General features: G+C 40.2%; 17 protein-coding genes. 16 read left to right on the plus strand and 1 reads right to left on the minus strand.

What is annotated here, in order from left to right:
- The first annotated feature begins 36 nt into the window (after positions 1-36).
- The 10 genes from RV13_RS09270 to RV13_RS09315 all read left to right on the plus strand — a co-directional run bounded on the left by RV13_RS09270 (position 37) and on the right by RV13_RS09315 (position 9,605).
- Positions 37-873 (plus strand): class II aldolase, encoded by an 837-nt coding sequence (locus RV13_RS09270; protein WP_060789401.1) that lies wholly within the window; start codon positions 37-39, stop codon positions 871-873.
- Between the two features lie 147 nt (positions 874-1,020).
- Complete coding sequence (locus RV13_RS09275; RefSeq protein WP_010744414.1) at positions 1,021-2,922, plus strand: BglG family transcription antiterminator; 1,902 nt, start codon at positions 1,021-1,023, stop codon at positions 2,920-2,922.
- A gap of 233 nt (positions 2,923-3,155) precedes the next feature.
- Positions 3,156-3,569, plus strand: a complete 414-nt coding sequence (locus RV13_RS09280) for a PTS sugar transporter subunit IIA (RefSeq protein ID WP_010744415.1) — start codon at positions 3,156-3,158, stop codon at positions 3,567-3,569.
- 16 nt (positions 3,570-3,585) lie between these two features.
- Positions 3,586-4,062, plus strand: a complete 477-nt coding sequence (locus tag RV13_RS09285; RefSeq protein WP_010744416.1) for a PTS sugar transporter subunit IIB — start codon at positions 3,586-3,588, stop codon at positions 4,060-4,062.
- Positions 4,063-4,079: 17 nt separating this feature from the next.
- Positions 4,080-4,844: a PTS mannose/fructose/sorbose/N-acetylgalactosamine transporter subunit IIC gene (locus RV13_RS09290; RefSeq protein WP_010744417.1), complete on the plus strand. Its 765-nt coding sequence runs from the start codon at positions 4,080-4,082 to the stop codon at positions 4,842-4,844.
- Positions 4,837-5,667: a PTS system mannose/fructose/sorbose family transporter subunit IID gene (locus RV13_RS09295; protein ID WP_060789400.1), complete on the plus strand. Its 831-nt coding sequence runs from the start codon at positions 4,837-4,839 to the stop codon at positions 5,665-5,667. The genes RV13_RS09290 and RV13_RS09295 overlap by 8 nt, the downstream gene beginning before the upstream one ends.
- Positions 5,668-5,677: 10 nt before the next feature.
- The gene (locus tag RV13_RS09300; protein ID WP_060789399.1) at positions 5,678-6,721 is read left to right on the plus strand and encodes a zinc-dependent alcohol dehydrogenase; all 1,044 of its coding nucleotides are present in this window, start codon (positions 5,678-5,680) and stop codon (positions 6,719-6,721) included.
- A gap of 18 nt (positions 6,722-6,739) precedes the next feature.
- The gene (locus RV13_RS09305; RefSeq protein ID WP_010744420.1) at positions 6,740-8,209 is read left to right on the plus strand and encodes a xylulokinase; all 1,470 of its coding nucleotides are present in this window, start codon (positions 6,740-6,742) and stop codon (positions 8,207-8,209) included.
- Entirely contained in the window at positions 8,206-8,745 is a 540-nt protein-coding gene (locus RV13_RS09310; protein WP_010744421.1) for a DUF4428 domain-containing protein, read from the plus strand. The genes RV13_RS09305 and RV13_RS09310 overlap by 4 nt, the downstream gene beginning before the upstream one ends.
- Positions 8,739-9,605 (plus strand): class II fructose-bisphosphate aldolase, encoded by an 867-nt coding sequence (locus tag RV13_RS09315; RefSeq protein WP_010744422.1) that lies wholly within the window; start codon positions 8,739-8,741, stop codon positions 9,603-9,605. Before RV13_RS09310 ends, RV13_RS09315 begins: the two co-directional genes overlap by 7 nt.
- Before the next feature lie 63 nt (positions 9,606-9,668).
- Here RV13_RS09315 and hxlB read toward each other — a convergent pair whose 3' ends face one another.
- Complete coding sequence (hxlB, locus tag RV13_RS09320) at positions 9,669-10,226, minus strand: 6-phospho-3-hexuloisomerase (protein ID WP_010744423.1); 558 nt, start codon at positions 10,224-10,226, stop codon at positions 9,669-9,671.
- 188 nt (positions 10,227-10,414) lie between these two features.
- Between hxlB and RV13_RS09325 the strand changes: the two genes are divergently transcribed.
- The 6 genes from RV13_RS09325 to dhaL all read left to right on the plus strand — a co-directional run bounded on the left by RV13_RS09325 (position 10,415) and on the right by dhaL (position 16,181).
- The gene (locus tag RV13_RS09325; protein ID WP_010744424.1) at positions 10,415-11,866 is read left to right on the plus strand and encodes a PTS transporter subunit EIIC; all 1,452 of its coding nucleotides are present in this window, start codon (positions 10,415-10,417) and stop codon (positions 11,864-11,866) included.
- A gap of 63 nt (positions 11,867-11,929) precedes the next feature.
- Positions 11,930-13,591 (plus strand): BglG family transcription antiterminator, encoded by a 1,662-nt coding sequence (locus RV13_RS09330; protein ID WP_010744425.1) that lies wholly within the window; start codon positions 11,930-11,932, stop codon positions 13,589-13,591.
- A gap of 17 nt (positions 13,592-13,608) precedes the next feature.
- Entirely contained in the window at positions 13,609-13,920 is a 312-nt protein-coding gene (locus tag RV13_RS21325) for a hypothetical protein (protein WP_231371782.1), read from the plus strand.
- A 16-nt stretch (positions 13,921-13,936) separates the two neighbouring features.
- The gene (locus RV13_RS09335; protein ID WP_010744427.1) at positions 13,937-14,368 is read left to right on the plus strand and encodes a PTS mannitol transporter subunit IIA; all 432 of its coding nucleotides are present in this window, start codon (positions 13,937-13,939) and stop codon (positions 14,366-14,368) included.
- On the plus strand, positions 14,368-15,534 hold the full coding sequence (locus RV13_RS09340) for a mannitol dehydrogenase family protein (protein ID WP_010744428.1): 1,167 nt from the start codon (positions 14,368-14,370) through the stop codon (positions 15,532-15,534). Before RV13_RS09335 ends, RV13_RS09340 begins: the two co-directional genes overlap by 1 nt.
- A complete protein-coding gene (dhaL, locus tag RV13_RS09345; RefSeq protein WP_010744429.1) occupies positions 15,531-16,181 on the plus strand; it encodes a dihydroxyacetone kinase subunit DhaL in 651 nt (216 codons plus the stop codon). The genes RV13_RS09340 and dhaL overlap by 4 nt, the downstream gene beginning before the upstream one ends.
- Positions 16,182-16,183 lie beyond the last annotated feature (2 nt).

A 16,183-nucleotide genomic window follows, 5' to 3' on the forward strand; every position in this document is an offset into this window, starting at 1 on the left:
ATGATTCAGATAGCAAGAGAGAAAGAAGGGCACGGCATGCAATTAGTAAATGGTTACAAGTTAATGGACTATGCAAAAGAAAAAGAATTGGTCTTACCTGCTTTCAATACGACCAACTATGAATTAACAGCCGGAATTATCCGCGGTTATGAAGAAAAAGGATTAGGCGGATACATTGCGATTTCATCTAGTAATTTAAAACTCTCTAGTCCGAAGATCATTGCGGATATGGTTAAATCAGCGATGAAAAATGCGTCTGTTCCAGTTGCGTTGCATTTGGATCATGGGAAAAGCTTTAAGGATGTGAAAGCTTATATCGAGGCCGGATTTACCTCAATTATGGTAGATGCGTCTCATTTACCTTTTGAAGAGAATATTGAAGAGGTGAGAAGAACGGTTGAATACTGTCACTTTTATGGTATTCCGGTAGAAGCAGAGTTAGGAGCGATCGGCGGTAAGGAAGACGATCATATATCTGAAGAAGATGCTAAAACGAACCCAGATGATGTGAAGGAGTTTGTTGAAAGAACCAATTGTGATCTGCTGGCGGTTTCTATTGGCAATGTCCACGGGATGGACTTGACACCGAAATTAGATTTTCCATTACTGGAAAAAATCGCAGACATCTCTTCTGTTCCTCTAGTGCTACATGGGGGCTCGGGCATTCCTTTTGATCAAGTTCGAAGAGCAAAAAAACAAAATCTTATTAAAGTGAATTACGGTTCTGATCTGCGTCAAGCCTTTATTCGTACATTTGGTCAAGCCTACGAAAGCAATCATAATGAGTTTGATATTATGGCATTGTCAAAATCGGCCATCGAAAATGTTGAAGAGCGTGTGAAAGTGATCATTGCCGAAGTAAATGAAAAATAATTTTTAAATCAAAAGTTTCAATTCCTTTTTTAATAGGAATATAGGTGAGTTGACGAATCTAAAGTCTTGTAGGAAATAAAGCTGTATAGCGGAATGTTAAACGGCATCAAAAATGAAAACATGAATAGGAATAAGGAGGGGGATAACGTGCTAAATAAAAGGCAAAAAGAAATGATTCAAGAATTCGAAAGACACAGTCCCTCTTTTTTAACCGCTGACCATTTTGTTGATAAATTTCAAGTGAGTATGCGTACCGTTCAATCGGATATTAAGAAAGTAAGAAAGTATTTGGAAACCAGCAGTTATGCTGAACTGATTTCAGTCGCATCTAAAGGCAGTCATTTAATTATTAATGACTATACTGCGCTGCGAGCTGATCTCCATCAAGAAGAGGCGGTAAATGAATCCAGCCAATCGGATCGAGTCAGGAAATTGTGTGTATTGCTGTTGAACCAAAAAAGACCGATCAATCGTCAAAAATTGCTGGATCAGCTATTTATCGCTTCATCTACACTGAATACGGATTTAAAGGAAGCCGATAAGTTGCTCAGCAATTATCACTTGAGTGTGGAACGCAAAAGAAATTCCGGCATCTTTATTCGAGGAAATGAATATGACAAAAGGAAATGCTTGCTGAAGCTGGGGCACTTAGAGATTCATCAGGAGCAAGGCGGTATGGGATGTGAAGAGACCTTTCGTCAAGATATTGAAACCGTACTAGTCAGTGTCCTGTTAAAGCATCACTTCCATATTTCAGAAACACTGTTCCAAAATCTGATCGTTCATATTGAAATGTCTATCAAACGAATGTACAACGGTTTTTATATCGGCTCTGAAGAATTTGAGGGAATCGAAGACTTTGATTCTGAGATGGAGGTATCAGCGGAGATTTTTCATCGTTTAGCTGAGCGCTCTTATTTCAAAATCTCGCAAGAAGAAATTATTAACTTGGCGATTTACATCAAGGGGAAAAGTGATTACGAAAATGATGATTACATCTCCGAAGAAGTCAATACCTTCATTCTTCACGCTTTGAAGGAAATCAATGAAAAATTTGATATTGATTTTCGCCAAGAAATTGATTTGAGAATCTCATTGGCTTTACATTTGATGCCGTTACTAACACGAATTGAGTACAACATTCAAAATGAAAACCAATTACTAGATCAAATTAAGCAGTCTTTTCCATTAGGATTTGATATAGCAGCATATATGTGTCTTTTATTGCAAAACTCGATTGACAAAAAAATTGAAGAAGGTGAGATTGCCTATCTCGCGATTTACTTCAATCAATATTTGGCTAAATACAATGACATTTCTGGGAAAAAAAGAATTTTGATCATCACAAGCTTGAAACGCAGTGAGAGTATTTTGTTGAGACAGCGTTTTGCTACCTGGTTTTCCAATGAAATTACGATTTTAACGTTAGTCAATACGCATGAAGTTAGCTCACTGGATATTGAGGACTACGATGTGATCTTTACCACAGAGCAAACAGAACTGACAGATCAGATGGGCGCGATCTTGATCAGCTTTTTCCCGAGTGAGCAGGAATATTCCAAAATTAAACTGGCGATTGATGGATTTAACGATAAATTTGAGATCGTAAATTTATTTAATGAAGAGCTTTTCCATTTCGGTCAGTTTACCAAAAAGAAGGAAGTGTTGGATAAGATTTGTTCCATCTCCGTTTCAAAAGTTGGCGATAAAGTCTTTCAATTAAGAGAGGCTGTTGAGTTAAGGGAAGAGCTTGGGAGCAGCTATTTCGGAAATGGCATCGCGTTGCCCCATCCGATTAACCCGATTTTAGCTGAAACCTTTGTTTCTGTCATTTTATTGAAAAACGAGATGAATTGGGATTCAGATGGTAATCGGGTACGACTAGTCATGCTGGTGGCCATTGAAAAAAATAATGCAAAGGTATTCCAGCTGTGGAATTATCTGGCCAAAATCATTCAAGAAAAAGGCTTTGTTGATCGGGTTATCAAAGACCCGACGTTTGATAATTTTAGAGAAAACCTTTCTCAGCTATTGGAAGAATATATTTAAAAATAAAGTGAATAAGACGAACATAAAAAATTTTTCGTGTTTTGAAAAATCAAATCATTAGTAGGAAATAGGATGGCAGTTCCACTTTTTGCAGTGAATAAAGTAAGTGAGCAAATTGAAAAGCGACAATGAAAAAACTAAGAAGAACTAGTGGAATGGTATACGGCTTGAACATAAGAGATTTTTCGTAATTTGAAAAATCCATTCATTAGTAGGAAATAGGAGGAGCAAATATGAAATTTATTTTTGTATCCCACGGTGATCTCGCAAAAAGTATTTTAGGAAGTGCGCAGATGATCGTTGGTGAACAAACAGAGGCGAAAGCTTTTGGCTTATACCCAAAGGATGATATTGGCGGCTTGAAGGATCAGGTGAAATCAGCGATTGAAGAGTTTGGCGGTGGGAATGACATCATTTGTTTTACGGATTTATTTAGCGGCAGCCCTTTTAATGCGGTGGTTGCTTTGATGGGAGATTTTCCCATTCGTCATATTACGGGAATGAACTTACCCATGGTATTAGAAGCATTCATGTCACGTATGAACGAAGACAATTCTGCTGAAGATATTTGTACAAAATTATTGGAAGAGGCTCCCTCGACCTTTATCGATGTAAACCATTATTTAGGAGTAAATTTAGAAGATTAAAAAAGGGGCGAGAAACATGAAAAACATTGTATTTGCTAGAGTAGATGATCGTTTAATTCACGGAGAGGTAGTAACAGCCTGGACACCAACTTACAGTATCAATCATATTGTCATCATTGACGATATTGTAGCCAGCGATCCATTCCAAAAAAGAATATTGAAAGCGCTGGCACCAACAAAAGTTCGCGTGGATGCCTTTACCACAGAAGAAGGTATCGCTGAATTGAAAAAACCTTATAACGAAAAAGAGCGGATTTTATTATTAACCAAAACGCCGATTACTTACGCCAAATTAGTTGAGGGCGGGATTGAATTGCCGCAGGTTAATCTTGGTGGAATGGGTATTCGTGATGAACGAAAGCCATTCATCAAAAATGTTGCCTGTGATGAAGCAGAAGTAGCAGCGATTCGCCAAATGGTGGATAAAGGGGTCCATGTTTTCTACCAGTTAGTACCGGAACAACGCTTAATTGAGATTACGAATTTATTATAAAAAAGGAGGAAAAATGTATGTCGATTTTTCAAGCTTTTCTATGTGGGGTTGTGTATTTTCTAGCAATAGGAAATCTGCCCTTCGTCGGGTTGTGGTCGTTACAGCGGCCGTTGGTGTGCGGACTTATTACGGGGATTATTTTGGGTGACCCTTTAATGGGGGCAATGACAGGAGCTTCAATCAACTTAGTTTATCTAGGATTTATTTCTGCCGGAGGGTCAATGCCTGCTGATATGGCATTAGCCGGGATTTTAGGAACAGCTTTTGCCATAACAGGTGGATTAGATGCGAAAACAGCGTTGTCAGTAGCAGTACCGATCGGATTGTTAGGGACGATCGTCTGGTATGGACGGATGACTTTTGGTTCAATCTTTGTGCATGTGGCTGATAATTATATCGAAAAAGGTGAGTACCATAAGATTTGGCGAGCCAATGTTCTGTTTCCGCAGCTTCTAACGGCGGTCATTACGATTATTCCATGTGGCCTAGCCGCTTATTTCGGCGCAAGTTATATTTCTGGGTTCATTGAAGCGTTAAGTGGCACCACGTTGACAATTTTCACCGTTATTGGTGGAATGATGCCGGCTTTAGGGGTGGCTATTACTTTGCAATATATTTTTAAAGGAGAAGCGCGGGTCTTCTTATTCTTAGGGTTTGTTTTGGCTACTTATTCTGGTCTGGACTTATTACCATTGGGTGTAATCGCAGGATTAACCGCATTGATCTATGTACAAGCGACAGGCAATAAATCTGATTCAGAGGAGGATGAAATCTATGAGTAAAGAGGCAGAGGGAAGTTTGATTCGTAAAAAAGATCTGTTCCGTTCTTGGCTGATTTGGGAAAATTTACCACAAACCTGCTACAACTATGAACGGATGATGGGACAAGCTGTTGCCCATGTTTTCGTTCCTATCTCTAAACGACTGCATAACGATGATCCAGAAAAGAAGAAGGAAATGATGAAACGCGAGATAGAATTCTTTAATGTTCATATTGAGTTCGGTTCATGTATTATCGGCATGATCATCGCTTTGGAAGAACAAAAGGCCAAAGGAGTGGCGATTCCCAGTGAATTTATTACAAGTTTGAAAACTTCCTTGATGGGTCCCTTATCAGGAATCGGTGATACGATATTCCAAGGGGTATTGATTCCTATTTTATTGGCAATCTGTATCGATTTGACGTTGAAGGGGACCATTTGGGGTTCGATTATTTATGCTGTAGCGATTATCGCAATTGCTTGGGGAATGAGTTACGCCAGTTTCATGTTTGGCTATCGAGCCGGGGCAGATGCCGTCATGGATTTCCTTGAGAAAGGACTGTTAAACAAAGTTCTGCGCGGCGCTGAAATCATGGGGTGTATGGTAATGGGCGGCTTGATCTCCAGCTATGTAAAAATCCATGTAGCGTTAAAAATCGTCAGCTCAACTACGACCTTTAAGGTTCAGGAACAGTTTCTGGATGCAGTAATGCCGAATATCTTACCCTTTGCTTTCACAATGCTGATTTATTGGTTAATGAAACGCGGCTGGTCTTCCTTAAAGATCATTGGTCTGATTGTCGTAGTCGGAATTGTTACTGGATTCTTTGGAATTTTAGGTTAGGGGCGAAAGAATGAAAGCAATTGTTGAAACAGGAGTCAAGCAGTTAGAGATTCAAGAACTGCCGATGCCTGAGATTGAAAAAGATGAAGTGTTGATGCAAGTCAGAGCAAATGGCCTTTGTACCAATGACCTACGTGATTATTTAGGAGATATGAACTATACGCATCCTAGAATTGGCGGTCATGAATTTAGCGGCGAAGTGGTAGAAATCGGCAGCGAAGTGAATCCTGAACATTTTGATGTCGGGGATCATGTAGTGAAATATATTATTCCGGCTTGCGGAGAATGTCATTATTGTAAAACGGGTCGTGAGAATCTATGTATTGAAGTCGCTAAATCAACGACTTTTCAAAATCCTGACGGTATTTCCGGCTTTCTTGGGATGTCACAATATATCGCAGTAAAAAGTCGGGATCTTTATAAATACCCCAAGGAGGTTCCTTTCACACATAGTGCGTTTACTGAACCACTTGCATGTGTAGTAAACAGTGTGGAACGTGCTCAGTTGATGTTTGGTCAAGATGTTGTCATAATCGGCGGCGGTGTCATGGGCCTGTTCCATGTTATTTTAGCAAAATTATCTGGTACTCGAGTGATTCTCAGCGAACCCAATGAAGAACGCAGAAAACTTGCGGAAGAATTGGGTGCGGATGTGACCTTTGATCCAACAAAAGTTGACGCAGTAGCTTTTGTCAAAGAACAAACAGATGGTCGCGGAGCCGAAGTTGTTTTTAATACTACCGCGCTTCCGCAAATTGCGAAACAAGCGATGGACTTAACCGCAACAGGTGGTCAAACCTTTATGTTTAGTTCGCTGCATCCCAATGAACCTGTACCGACGGATATGGGAATCGTCCATTCCTATGAAAAATTAATTACCGGGACAGTTAGTCCAAAAGTTCCAACCTTTTATCGTTCCGTTCAGTTGATTGCAAAAGGGATTGTCGATGTTACTCCGTTATTAGCGAGGACGTTTGATTATACTGATGCCGTAGATGCCTTTGAATATGCGCTGCGCCCGGACACATTGAAGACCATTATTACCTTTGATTAGAAGAAAGTAGGAAGAAAAATGAGTGCATCTGTCTATATTGGACTAGATATCGGGACCACATCCATCAAGGTGGCCGCAGTCACTAACCAGTTAGAAACAATTTTTGAAAAACAATATGTCTATGATTATCTGATTCCAAAAAAGGGCTGGACGGAGATTGAGCCTGATACATGGGTAGAAATCACCATCAATGGGTTACAAGAATTATTTCAACAAATCCCTGCGGAAACGGTCAAGGGAATTGGGATTACTGGGCAAATGCACACGACCGTGTTTGTAGACAAACACGGTTTTTCTGTCCGACCAGCCATTATGTGGAACGATAATCGAACCAAAGAAAGTCTTCCGATAATAAAACAGCGTCTAAAAAGCAATGAGAAGAGTGCACATATCGCAAAAATTGTTTCCACCGGCAGCCCATTAACAAGCTTGTTGTGGGTGAGAGAGCATGAACCGGAAACTTTTGGAAAGATTAACCAGTTTTTGATTGCTAAAGATTATGTGAAATTAAAATTGACTGGGGTTGCTTCCATCGATTATTGTGACGCATCGACCTCTTCTTTATATGATTTGAACAGTGATGATTGGTCGGAAGAAGTCCAAACCTTGTTTAGACTAGATAAACAGCTATTTCCAGCGATTCGGCCCGCTTCAGCAGTTGTTGGAGGATTGACTGAAGAAATATGTCATCAGTTGAATATCACAAAGCCTATTCCAGTTGTTTCAGGAACGGGAGATAATGTCGCGTCGGCTTTAGTTTCTGGTAGCTTTGAGAGTATGCAGCCGTTGATTTCTTTAGGAACCTCAGGGGTGCTGGTAATTCCCAACAGCCAGCACCAGCTCAAATCTAAAGGAAAAAACGTTGTAGCCAAAATTACTGAAGCGGATGATTCCATCATTACCCAAGGGACTGTCCAGGCGGGGGCAAAAATTAACAGCTGGTGGTTGGAGGATATTTTACAAACAGATAACTACGCCGAAGAGCAGGAAAAAATTTCCTTAACCTTATTGGGGGAGAATGAGGTTTTCTTTTCTCCGCATATGAACGGCGAGAAAACCCTCTTTGCTGAACCGGATTTAAAAGGGGCGTTTATAGGTTTGGGACTGGATACAGGCAGAGCTGAAATGTATTTAGCTGTATTGGAAGGCTTGGCTTTTGGTATTCGACAATTGTTCGATGCTATGAAAAACGAGCAACAGCCAGCGTATTTCACGATTGTCGGCGGTGGTGCAAAAAGTGAAATATGGATAAAAATTTTTGCTAATGTTCTAGGTTATCCAATCAGGCGTGTGTTGACCTCACAGGAGGCGGTTCACGGGGCAGCGATTTTAGCGATTATTGGCGTAGAAGGAAAGATTACTTTTCCAATCAATGCTGCTCAACTAATCCAGCCTGACCCGGAACTTATTGTTAAGTACAATCAACGATATAAAAAGTATTTAAAACTGACTGAGCTATTAATAAATTTGAGAGGTGACGAAGAATGAAAGAGTGCTTGATCTGCGGCGGGCCATTAAAACTGATTAAGTTCAAATGTGCGGATGGCTATGTTTGCAAAGGCTGTTATGAAAAAGTCAGCGTTAATTTTACTCAAACGATCAAAACCAAGAATAAAGACGAGCTTTTAGCACTTCTCGAAGGCTCAACAAAGGAAACGACTACTCCGACATTTGAAATTTCTAGAAAAATCAATCAATTGATTTTCTTTGATGATAAGAATCAAAAGATTTGTTTGCCCAATCATAAAAAATATACGAAAGAAAAATTAAAACCAGAAATTTATCCGTTTTCGTCCATCAAAAATTGTCAGGTCATAGAAGAAAAAACGGAAAGGACAGTAAAGAAAAAGATCCAGAAATTGGGCCGGATCAAGGTCGTATTGACAGTCCAGCAAGAAACGCGCGACATTTGGCTGATTCCTAATTTTATCAATAGAGACAGCACGGCATACAAAACGATGCGTTCCTTAGCGAGCAACATCGTTGTTGAAGTCAATCAATTGAAGGAGGAGGTTGCATGTTAGCAAATTTAAAAGAGGTCTTGGAAAACGCGCGCGAAGAAAAGCAAGCGATTGCCGCATTTAATGTGCCAAACTTGGAAATGGTACGAGCAGCTATTCAGGCTGCAGAAGAGGCGGAAATGCCAGTTATCTTGCAGCATGCAGAGGGCCATGGCTCTTTGATTTCATTAGAAGAAATCGGCCCAATTATGCTCCAATATGCTAAACAAAGCAGTGTTCCAGTAGTCGTTCATTTAGATCATGGGAAAAGCTTCGATGTGATCCTTCAGGCGATGAAACTTGGCTTTACCTCAGTGATGATCGACGCTTCTGATCTGCCTTTTGAGGAAAACATCACACGGACAAAAGAAATCGTGAAAGTCGCTCATAGTTTGGGTGTCAGTGTGGAAGCTGAGTTGGGGCATGTCTTTACTTCTTCTTTAGGTGGTGGGGAAGGACGCGCACCAGATGATGATCAAATCGGGGACAAGGATATCTATACAGATCCCAATCAGGCAAAAACCTTTGTCGATGCGACAGGTATTGATTGCTTAGCGATAGCATTCGGGACGGTTCACGGAATTTACTTGAAAGAGCCGCGACTGGATTTGGATCGTGTAAAAGAAATCTATGAGGAAGTCAGTATTCCGTTAGTCATGCATGGCGGTTCAGGCGTCGCTGCTGAAGATTATCAAACAGCGATTGCAAACGGGATTGCGAAGATTAATTACTATACCTATGCCAATCAGGCGGGAGCTGCCGCTCTGAAGGACTACTTGAAGGAGGAGTCGCAAGAGTATTTCTTGGAAGACTGTCTCAACGTAACAACAAAAGCACTGAAAGAAGATTATGTTCGAGCGATAAAAATCTTTAGCGGGAAATAGAATACGAAGAAAAAAGTGGTGGTAATCATAAAATAAATGATTACGCACCACTTTTTTTGCATTTTATTCTAAGTCGGTATGTCGTTCTAACATCGTCTCACCAGTTTCGTTCATTCTTTCCATCAGCTCTAAAATAATTCCATCATAGGTCAAGAAACTGATCTGTTCAAATGCTGATCCCATCGGTTGGATTGATGTAAGATTGTTTTCTTTCAATTTTGGTGATACTCCGGGAAGTACGACTACCACGTCAGCTATTTTGGCCATTTCAGATTCTTTATCCATCGTTAATAAAGCAAGGGAGACACCGTTGCTTTTCGCTTTTTTCGCAAGCGTTACTAAACTAGGTGTCGTTCCGGAACCAGAGCCGATAATCAAAAGATCCCCCTTCTTCGTTCTAGGACAACTAATTTCTCCAACTAAATGAACGGATAAACCTAAGTGAAGCAATCGATTCGAAAAACCTGTGATAGCTACACCAGAGCGGCCGGCTCCAGAAAGAAAAATAGTTTTCGCTTGTAAAATGGCTGTTACTAATTGATCAAGCTCATCATCCTTTTCATACGCCACGAAAGTTGATAGCTCTCCAATAATTTCCTGTGTGTGTTCTTTTACAGACATATAGACGCCTCCAATAGTTATTTGTACTTAAAGCCTAATGAATTTAGTTTCCCTTCACAAGAGTATTTTTGACAGAGAGTGCCTGACAAAGGTGTCCTTTCAAGCGATAGCTTTTCAGAATAACGCCCCCTATAATTAATGTCAGAAGGCGCTTTCTAAAAACGAATATTCTCAAGGAGGAAAAGAAAATGGAGTTTCAGCAACCTGCAAATGCGAACAGCTGGCGAGCGAAAATTCAGCGTATGGGTGGATTTTTAAGCTCGATGGTGATGCCGAATATCGGTGTATTTATTGCCTGGGGTCTGATGGCAGCATTCTTCATCCCAACTGGATGGACACCCAACGAACATTTAAATGAGTTAGTTCCGCCAATCTTGAATTATTTATTGCCTGTTTTAATTGGTTATACCGGCGGCTATAACGTTTATGGAAAACGCGGCGGTGCCATTGGTGCCTTGGCGACGATGGGGGTAGTAGTCGGTGCAGATATCACGATGTTGATCGGTGGCATGATTATGGGACCGATCGGTGCGATTTTAATGAAGAAAATCGACGAGCTGCTTAAAGGAAAAGTTAAACCAGGGTTGGAAATGCTGGTAGACAACTTTTCATTAGGCTTTCTCGGTTTTGCGATCGCTCTAATCGGATTCGTAGCAGTCGAGCCCGTTTTCGCAGTGATTCTATCCTTCATTTCTGGGGGAGTCGACTGGTTAATGGCACGGAACTTGATTCCATTAACGAGTATTTTTGTCCAACCGGCACAGGTCTTATTCTTAAATAATGCAGTAAACCACGGAATCATGATTCCATTAGGTACACAACAAGTATTGGAAACAGGCAAATCGCTCTTATTCCTAGTGGAAGCAAATGGCGGCGCTTGGGTGGGGTTATTGATCGCCTTTTCCATGTTCGGCACCGGCATGGCTAAAAAATCAGCCCCAGCCTCCATGTTGATCCAATTCTTAGGAGGGATCGGTGAGGTCGCCTTTCCGTATGCCATGATTAAACCGATCACTATTTTGGCGCCAATCGCCGGGAATATGACGGCTCTAGCTATCGGTCAATTATTTGGCGGTGGAACAGTGGGAGCAGTCTCACCGGGAAGCTTTTTAGCCTTACTAATGATGACACCTCGTGGAAATTTCGTCGTAAATATCGCGATGTATGCTTCAGCTGTTTTAGTTTCCTTTTTAGTCGGCGCCTTTTTCCTAAGGCTAAGCTTGAAAAAAGATCTGGCTGCGGAAGAAGAATTGGCCATAGAAGGAGCAGGGGTCTCTACTGCTGAAGCGTTTGAAACAGAAATGCCAGAACCAATCGTAGCAGAGAATGTAACCCACACTGGCAAACCAATCAGAAATGTCATTATCGCTTGTGATGCTGGAATGGGTTCTAGTGCGATGGGGGCCTCGATGCTGAATACGAAAGCACGGAAAAACATGTTGGAAGTTACAGTTAAAAACGTTTCGGTAGATAACATTCCAGAAGATGCGGATCTAATTATTACCAATGAAATTCTGCTGGAAAGAGTGAAAGGTCTAACAAAGGATAAACAAGTACCGATCTTGACGATCAAGAATTTCTTGGACAACAGTGAATACGATCGATTCATAAAATTTATCAAGGAAAATAATGGTGAATAAGCCGTATTCGCTTTCAATTTAGTGTAGTATGATGAATTCTACTAAGGATGGGGAGGAATCTAGATGTATTTATCTACCAGAGAAAGCTCTATCTTAACAATTCTGTTAAATAGTAGAAATAAGCAGACAGTACAAGATATCAGTAATCGATTGAATATCAATGAACGGACTGTTTACAGAGAATTGAAAAATATTAAGGCAACGTTGAAGACATTTCAGCTGGAATTAGTGTCAATTCCATCGGAAGGGTTTGAGATTCAAGGGAAGCCGGAAAATCTATCGGCGTTGAAACAAGCCTTTCAAAAACAGAATATTCATCAAATTCTTTCTGTAACGGAACGGGTTGATCTAGTCACATTGATTTTGTTGTTGGAAGAGGACTTTATCAAGATGCAAGCAATCGCCGCAGAACTGCTGGTCTCTCTTTCAACGATCAAAAAAGATGTTGCTTTTCTAACGGACAACCTGCCTGAAAAAGGGATACAAGTTATTTCTAAAAAAGGAGAAGGGATTCGATTAGAAGCAGAGATGATCAATCGTCATATTCTAATCCTAGATATCTTGACAAAGCACGTCGCTTCATCGGAATTTATTGCATGGTTTTTACTAAAACATTCGAAGGATTCATTTTATAAGAAGATTTGTTTTCAAAAGATCAGTGAGCCGCTCCATTTTGTGTATGAGCAGCTGGGTCAGCTTAAGGCAGATATTGATGATAATGATTTGCAGGAGCTGGTCATCTTATTATCATTATGGATCAATGTCTGTCATCTGACTGCATTGCCTAACAATACGATAGACACGGTCGAAATTGAGCTGAATCAAACAGGAAAAAAACTTTATCATCGAATGATTGAAAAACAAAGAGATGTTTTAGCGGAAAAAAGTCATCCTGAAGCTTTTTTAGATTATTTAAAATGGATCATTCATTTATATTTTCAACAAGATTCTCCAAATGAATTCGCACTTCCACATTTTGAGAGAGATATTATGCTTTCTGTGAAGGAAATGGTGAATAATGTTGAAACGCAATTAGGGGTTAGATTGCATGGAAATGAACGGCAAATCCGTGACTTATCTGTCCATTTAAGAAAGGCTGTCACACGTATTAATAGTGGTTTGTTTGTTCGAAACCCTATGAAAGATGAGATCAAGAAAAATTATTTGTTTATCTTTGAAATTGTAAGTAAAGCAGCTTCAGAAGTATTCGGTAAAGAATTTTTCCCAGAAGATGAATTATGCTTTTTGGTTCTGTATTTTGTAATGATGATCGACAAACTATCGAATAAAGCTTTTCGCGTACTAATTGTGTGCTCCAGCGGTATGGGCTCGTCAAAAATGCTCACCAGCCGTTTGGAATATGAAGTACCAGAAGTCTACGTGAAGGATATTATCTCACTAACTGATTTGCACAATAAAAACGTCAACGATTATGAACTGGTTTTATCCACGATTCCTCTGCCCTTGGCGCCAGAAGAATATTTGAAGGTTTCTCCTTTATTGAACGAACAAGAATTGGCGTTGGTTCAGACCAAAATTAACAATCATAAATACACAGATCTAAAAACTATTCAGCGACAAAAACAGATGAATGTAGAAGAATTTGAAAAGCATTTGGTCCAGAAAATGTTTTACGCACAAAAAACGTTAGAGCTGATGAAACATTGCCGGTTTAGCGAAAAGGAAATCTTCCTCACACGTGTCAGGAAAAAAGAGAGGCAATAAAACAATTAGCGGTATTTTTGGAGGTGGATGAGGCCAAGCTGACCAATAGTATTCAGACGTCTGTGCAGCAGAATCGAACAGTGCTCTTTATCGTTAGAAAAAATGCTGCACTATCAGGAGATCGGATTCAATTGATTTCAGACAGCTCCAAACGGTTGGGGAACTATTACTTAGTCGTAATCGATACTGCGGAAAAGAGTTCAGAGATCAGCCAAAAGTATTATGGCCAAGTCAAAGAAATCTTTTTTGATCATGTCGATGATTTGACCAAAATTGGCTCAACAAATGATTTAAAGACATATTTGGTAAAAATAAATGAAATCCTATAGATTGCGAGAGGTGAAAATGAAAATTTTTAAAGATGAGAATATCCAACTGAATCAGCACTATGAAAATAAAGTCGAAGCCATTTTAGCAGCTGGAGAAATATTAGTTGAGAATGGCTACGTGGCAGAAAGCTATCTCCAAGACATGCTGGCTAGAGAAGAGGAAGTATCAACCTATATCGGCAACAACATTGCGATTCCTCATGGGATCGTAAAGTCGGTGGAAAAAATCTATTCTTCGGGGATTTCATTATTGCAGGTACCAGAGGGCGTTGATTTCGATGGAAACACGGCTTACTTAGTTTTCGGTATTGCAGGAAAAAATAATGAGCATTTAGAGATTTTAGGCCAGATCGCAACCATCTGCTCTGAAATGGAAAATGTTGAGATTCTTCGTCAGGCAACATCTAAAGCAGAGATTCTTAAAATTTTTGAGGAGGTCGTCGTTTAATGAAACAGGCATTGCATTTTGGAGGTGGAAGTATTGGGATCGGCTTTATTGCTGATTTATTGCATGAATCCAATTACGAAGTAACGATTGTTGATATTGATCAAGAACTAGTCAGTCAAATAAATGAAACGGAAACCTTTGATTTATACCTGATCAATGAAGGGTACAAGAAAAAGCAGTTAACACATATCCATGGACTGTCTTCGATTGAAGATCAGTCAGAGATCATTGAAAAAATTAGTACCACTGATTTGCTCACAACCGCAGTCTGGGCAGAAAACCTGCCAAAGATCGCACCAGTCCTTCTGGAAGGGTTAAAGAGACGTGTAGCTCTCGGCGAAAAACGAGTAAATATTTTAGCCTGTGAGAATGCAATGTTCAACAGCGAGATTTTGCGTAAAGCGATCCTTGCACTGGATTCCTCAGCCGCAGAGTGGCTAGACGGTATTGCAGCATTCCCTAACACTGCTGTAGATCGGATGGTGTTAGCATCGGAGCATGGGGGGAAAAAAACAATCGATATTGGTCGAGATCACGAGTTAGTGATCGAAGAATCCAAGCTGGTCGATCCAGCAAATAAGCCAATCAAGGACGCTGTCTATACGACTAATCTGAAAAAATACATCGAGCGGAAACTTTATGTGGTGAATTGCGGTCATGCATGGGCAGGCTATATGGGTTTTGTTGATGGGTACTCAATAATCCAAGATGTTTTTCATGATGAAGAATTAGTTAGCATGATTCGCGAGACCATGTGGGAATCGGCTCATTTATTGATGGAAAAGCATGGATTTACTGAAGAAGATATGACGGATTATATTGACTTTATTATGGCTCGATATCAGACATCGGGAATCAAAGATTGGATCACAAGAGTGTCTCGTTCGCCTATTCGCAAGCTGCAACCAGAAGAACGTTTAGTCGGACCTTGTGTGCAATGTGAAGAGCTAGGTCTGAAAAACGAACGTTTGTTAGAAGGAATCGCGGCGGCATTTTTATTTGATAATCCAGCAGATGAGCAATCCATAGAAATATTAGTCTTTGTGGCAGAGCATGGAATTGATGAAGCAATCGTTCATTTTACTAAAATACCACTAGAGAGTCGGCTGCACCCAGTCATTAAAAATAATTATCAGAAATTTCTGGAAAAGAAGGAAAAAGCATGAGAACAGATTTTTCTAATCAAGAGGGTAGCAAAATTGTCGATGCCATCATTGCTGCGATTCAGACGAATAAGGAATATTTGAGCGAAGTGGACAGACATGGCGGCGATGGGGATCATGGCATCAATATGAATAAAGGCTTTACTTTTGCTAGGCAAGAATTGGATGATCTACCTCGTTACACAATGAGTGATGGACTGAAAGTGATTAGTCAGGTGCTAGTCAATAAAATCGGCGGCTCGATGGGACCGTTATACGGGAGCTTCTTTAGAGGTCTAAGTGTTGCATCAAGAAAAGAAGAGACGATTACTCGAGAAGTGATGCTTGCAATGTTAAAGAAGGCTTATCAAAATCTCTCAGACTTAACGGATGCCAAAGTTGGCGATAAAAGCTTGATTGATGTATTAGTACCTGCCATCGAAACCTATGAAAAAGCAGTTGACGGTGGAGAAGCTTTCAATGAGTGCTTAACACAATCACTTGCTGCGGCAAAAACGGGATTAGAAGCAACCAAAATGATCCCAGCCAAAATTGGACGAGCAAGCCGCATCGGTGATCGTTCGATTGGGTATCAGGATGCAGGTGCGACTTCCTGTTATTTAATCATCGAAGCGATAGTTAACACAATAAATGAATTATTGGGGGAATAAGG

This window comes from Enterococcus raffinosus, from assembly GCF_001886185.1.
Taxonomy (GTDB): Bacteria; Bacillota; Bacilli; order Lactobacillales; family Enterococcaceae; genus Enterococcus_A; species Enterococcus_A raffinosus.

Bases quoted from the DNA above. Each gene is read 5' to 3' on its own strand.
- RV13_RS09270 (WP_060789401.1), top strand. From the start codon at position 37: ATGCAATTAGTAAATGGTTACAAGTTAATGGACTATGCAAAAGAAAAA.
- hxlB (WP_010744423.1), bottom strand. From the start codon at position 10,226: ATGTCTGTAAAAGAACACACACAGGAAATTATTGGAGAGCTATCAACT.
- RV13_RS09325 (WP_010744424.1), top strand. From the start codon at position 10,415: ATGGAGTTTCAGCAACCTGCAAATGCGAACAGCTGGCGAGCGAAAATT.
- RV13_RS09300 (WP_060789399.1), top strand. From the start codon at position 5,678: ATGAAAGCAATTGTTGAAACAGGAGTCAAGCAGTTAGAGATTCAAGAA.
- RV13_RS09280 (WP_010744415.1), top strand. From the start codon at position 3,156: ATGAAATTTATTTTTGTATCCCACGGTGATCTCGCAAAAAGTATTTTA.
- RV13_RS09295 (WP_060789400.1), top strand. From the start codon at position 4,837: ATGAGTAAAGAGGCAGAGGGAAGTTTGATTCGTAAAAAAGATCTGTTC.
- RV13_RS09305 (WP_010744420.1), top strand. From the start codon at position 6,740: ATGAGTGCATCTGTCTATATTGGACTAGATATCGGGACCACATCCATC.
- RV13_RS09335 (WP_010744427.1), top strand. From the start codon at position 13,937: ATGAAAATTTTTAAAGATGAGAATATCCAACTGAATCAGCACTATGAA.
- RV13_RS09340 (WP_010744428.1), top strand. From the start codon at position 14,368: ATGAAACAGGCATTGCATTTTGGAGGTGGAAGTATTGGGATCGGCTTT.
- RV13_RS09285 (WP_010744416.1), top strand. From the start codon at position 3,586: ATGAAAAACATTGTATTTGCTAGAGTAGATGATCGTTTAATTCACGGA.
- RV13_RS09315 (WP_010744422.1), top strand. From the start codon at position 8,739: ATGTTAGCAAATTTAAAAGAGGTCTTGGAAAACGCGCGCGAAGAAAAG.
- dhaL (WP_010744429.1), top strand. From the start codon at position 15,531: ATGAGAACAGATTTTTCTAATCAAGAGGGTAGCAAAATTGTCGATGCC.
- RV13_RS09290 (WP_010744417.1), top strand. From the start codon at position 4,080: ATGTCGATTTTTCAAGCTTTTCTATGTGGGGTTGTGTATTTTCTAGCA.
- RV13_RS09310 (WP_010744421.1), top strand. From the start codon at position 8,206: ATGAAAGAGTGCTTGATCTGCGGCGGGCCATTAAAACTGATTAAGTTC.
- RV13_RS09330 (WP_010744425.1), top strand. From the start codon at position 11,930: ATGTATTTATCTACCAGAGAAAGCTCTATCTTAACAATTCTGTTAAAT.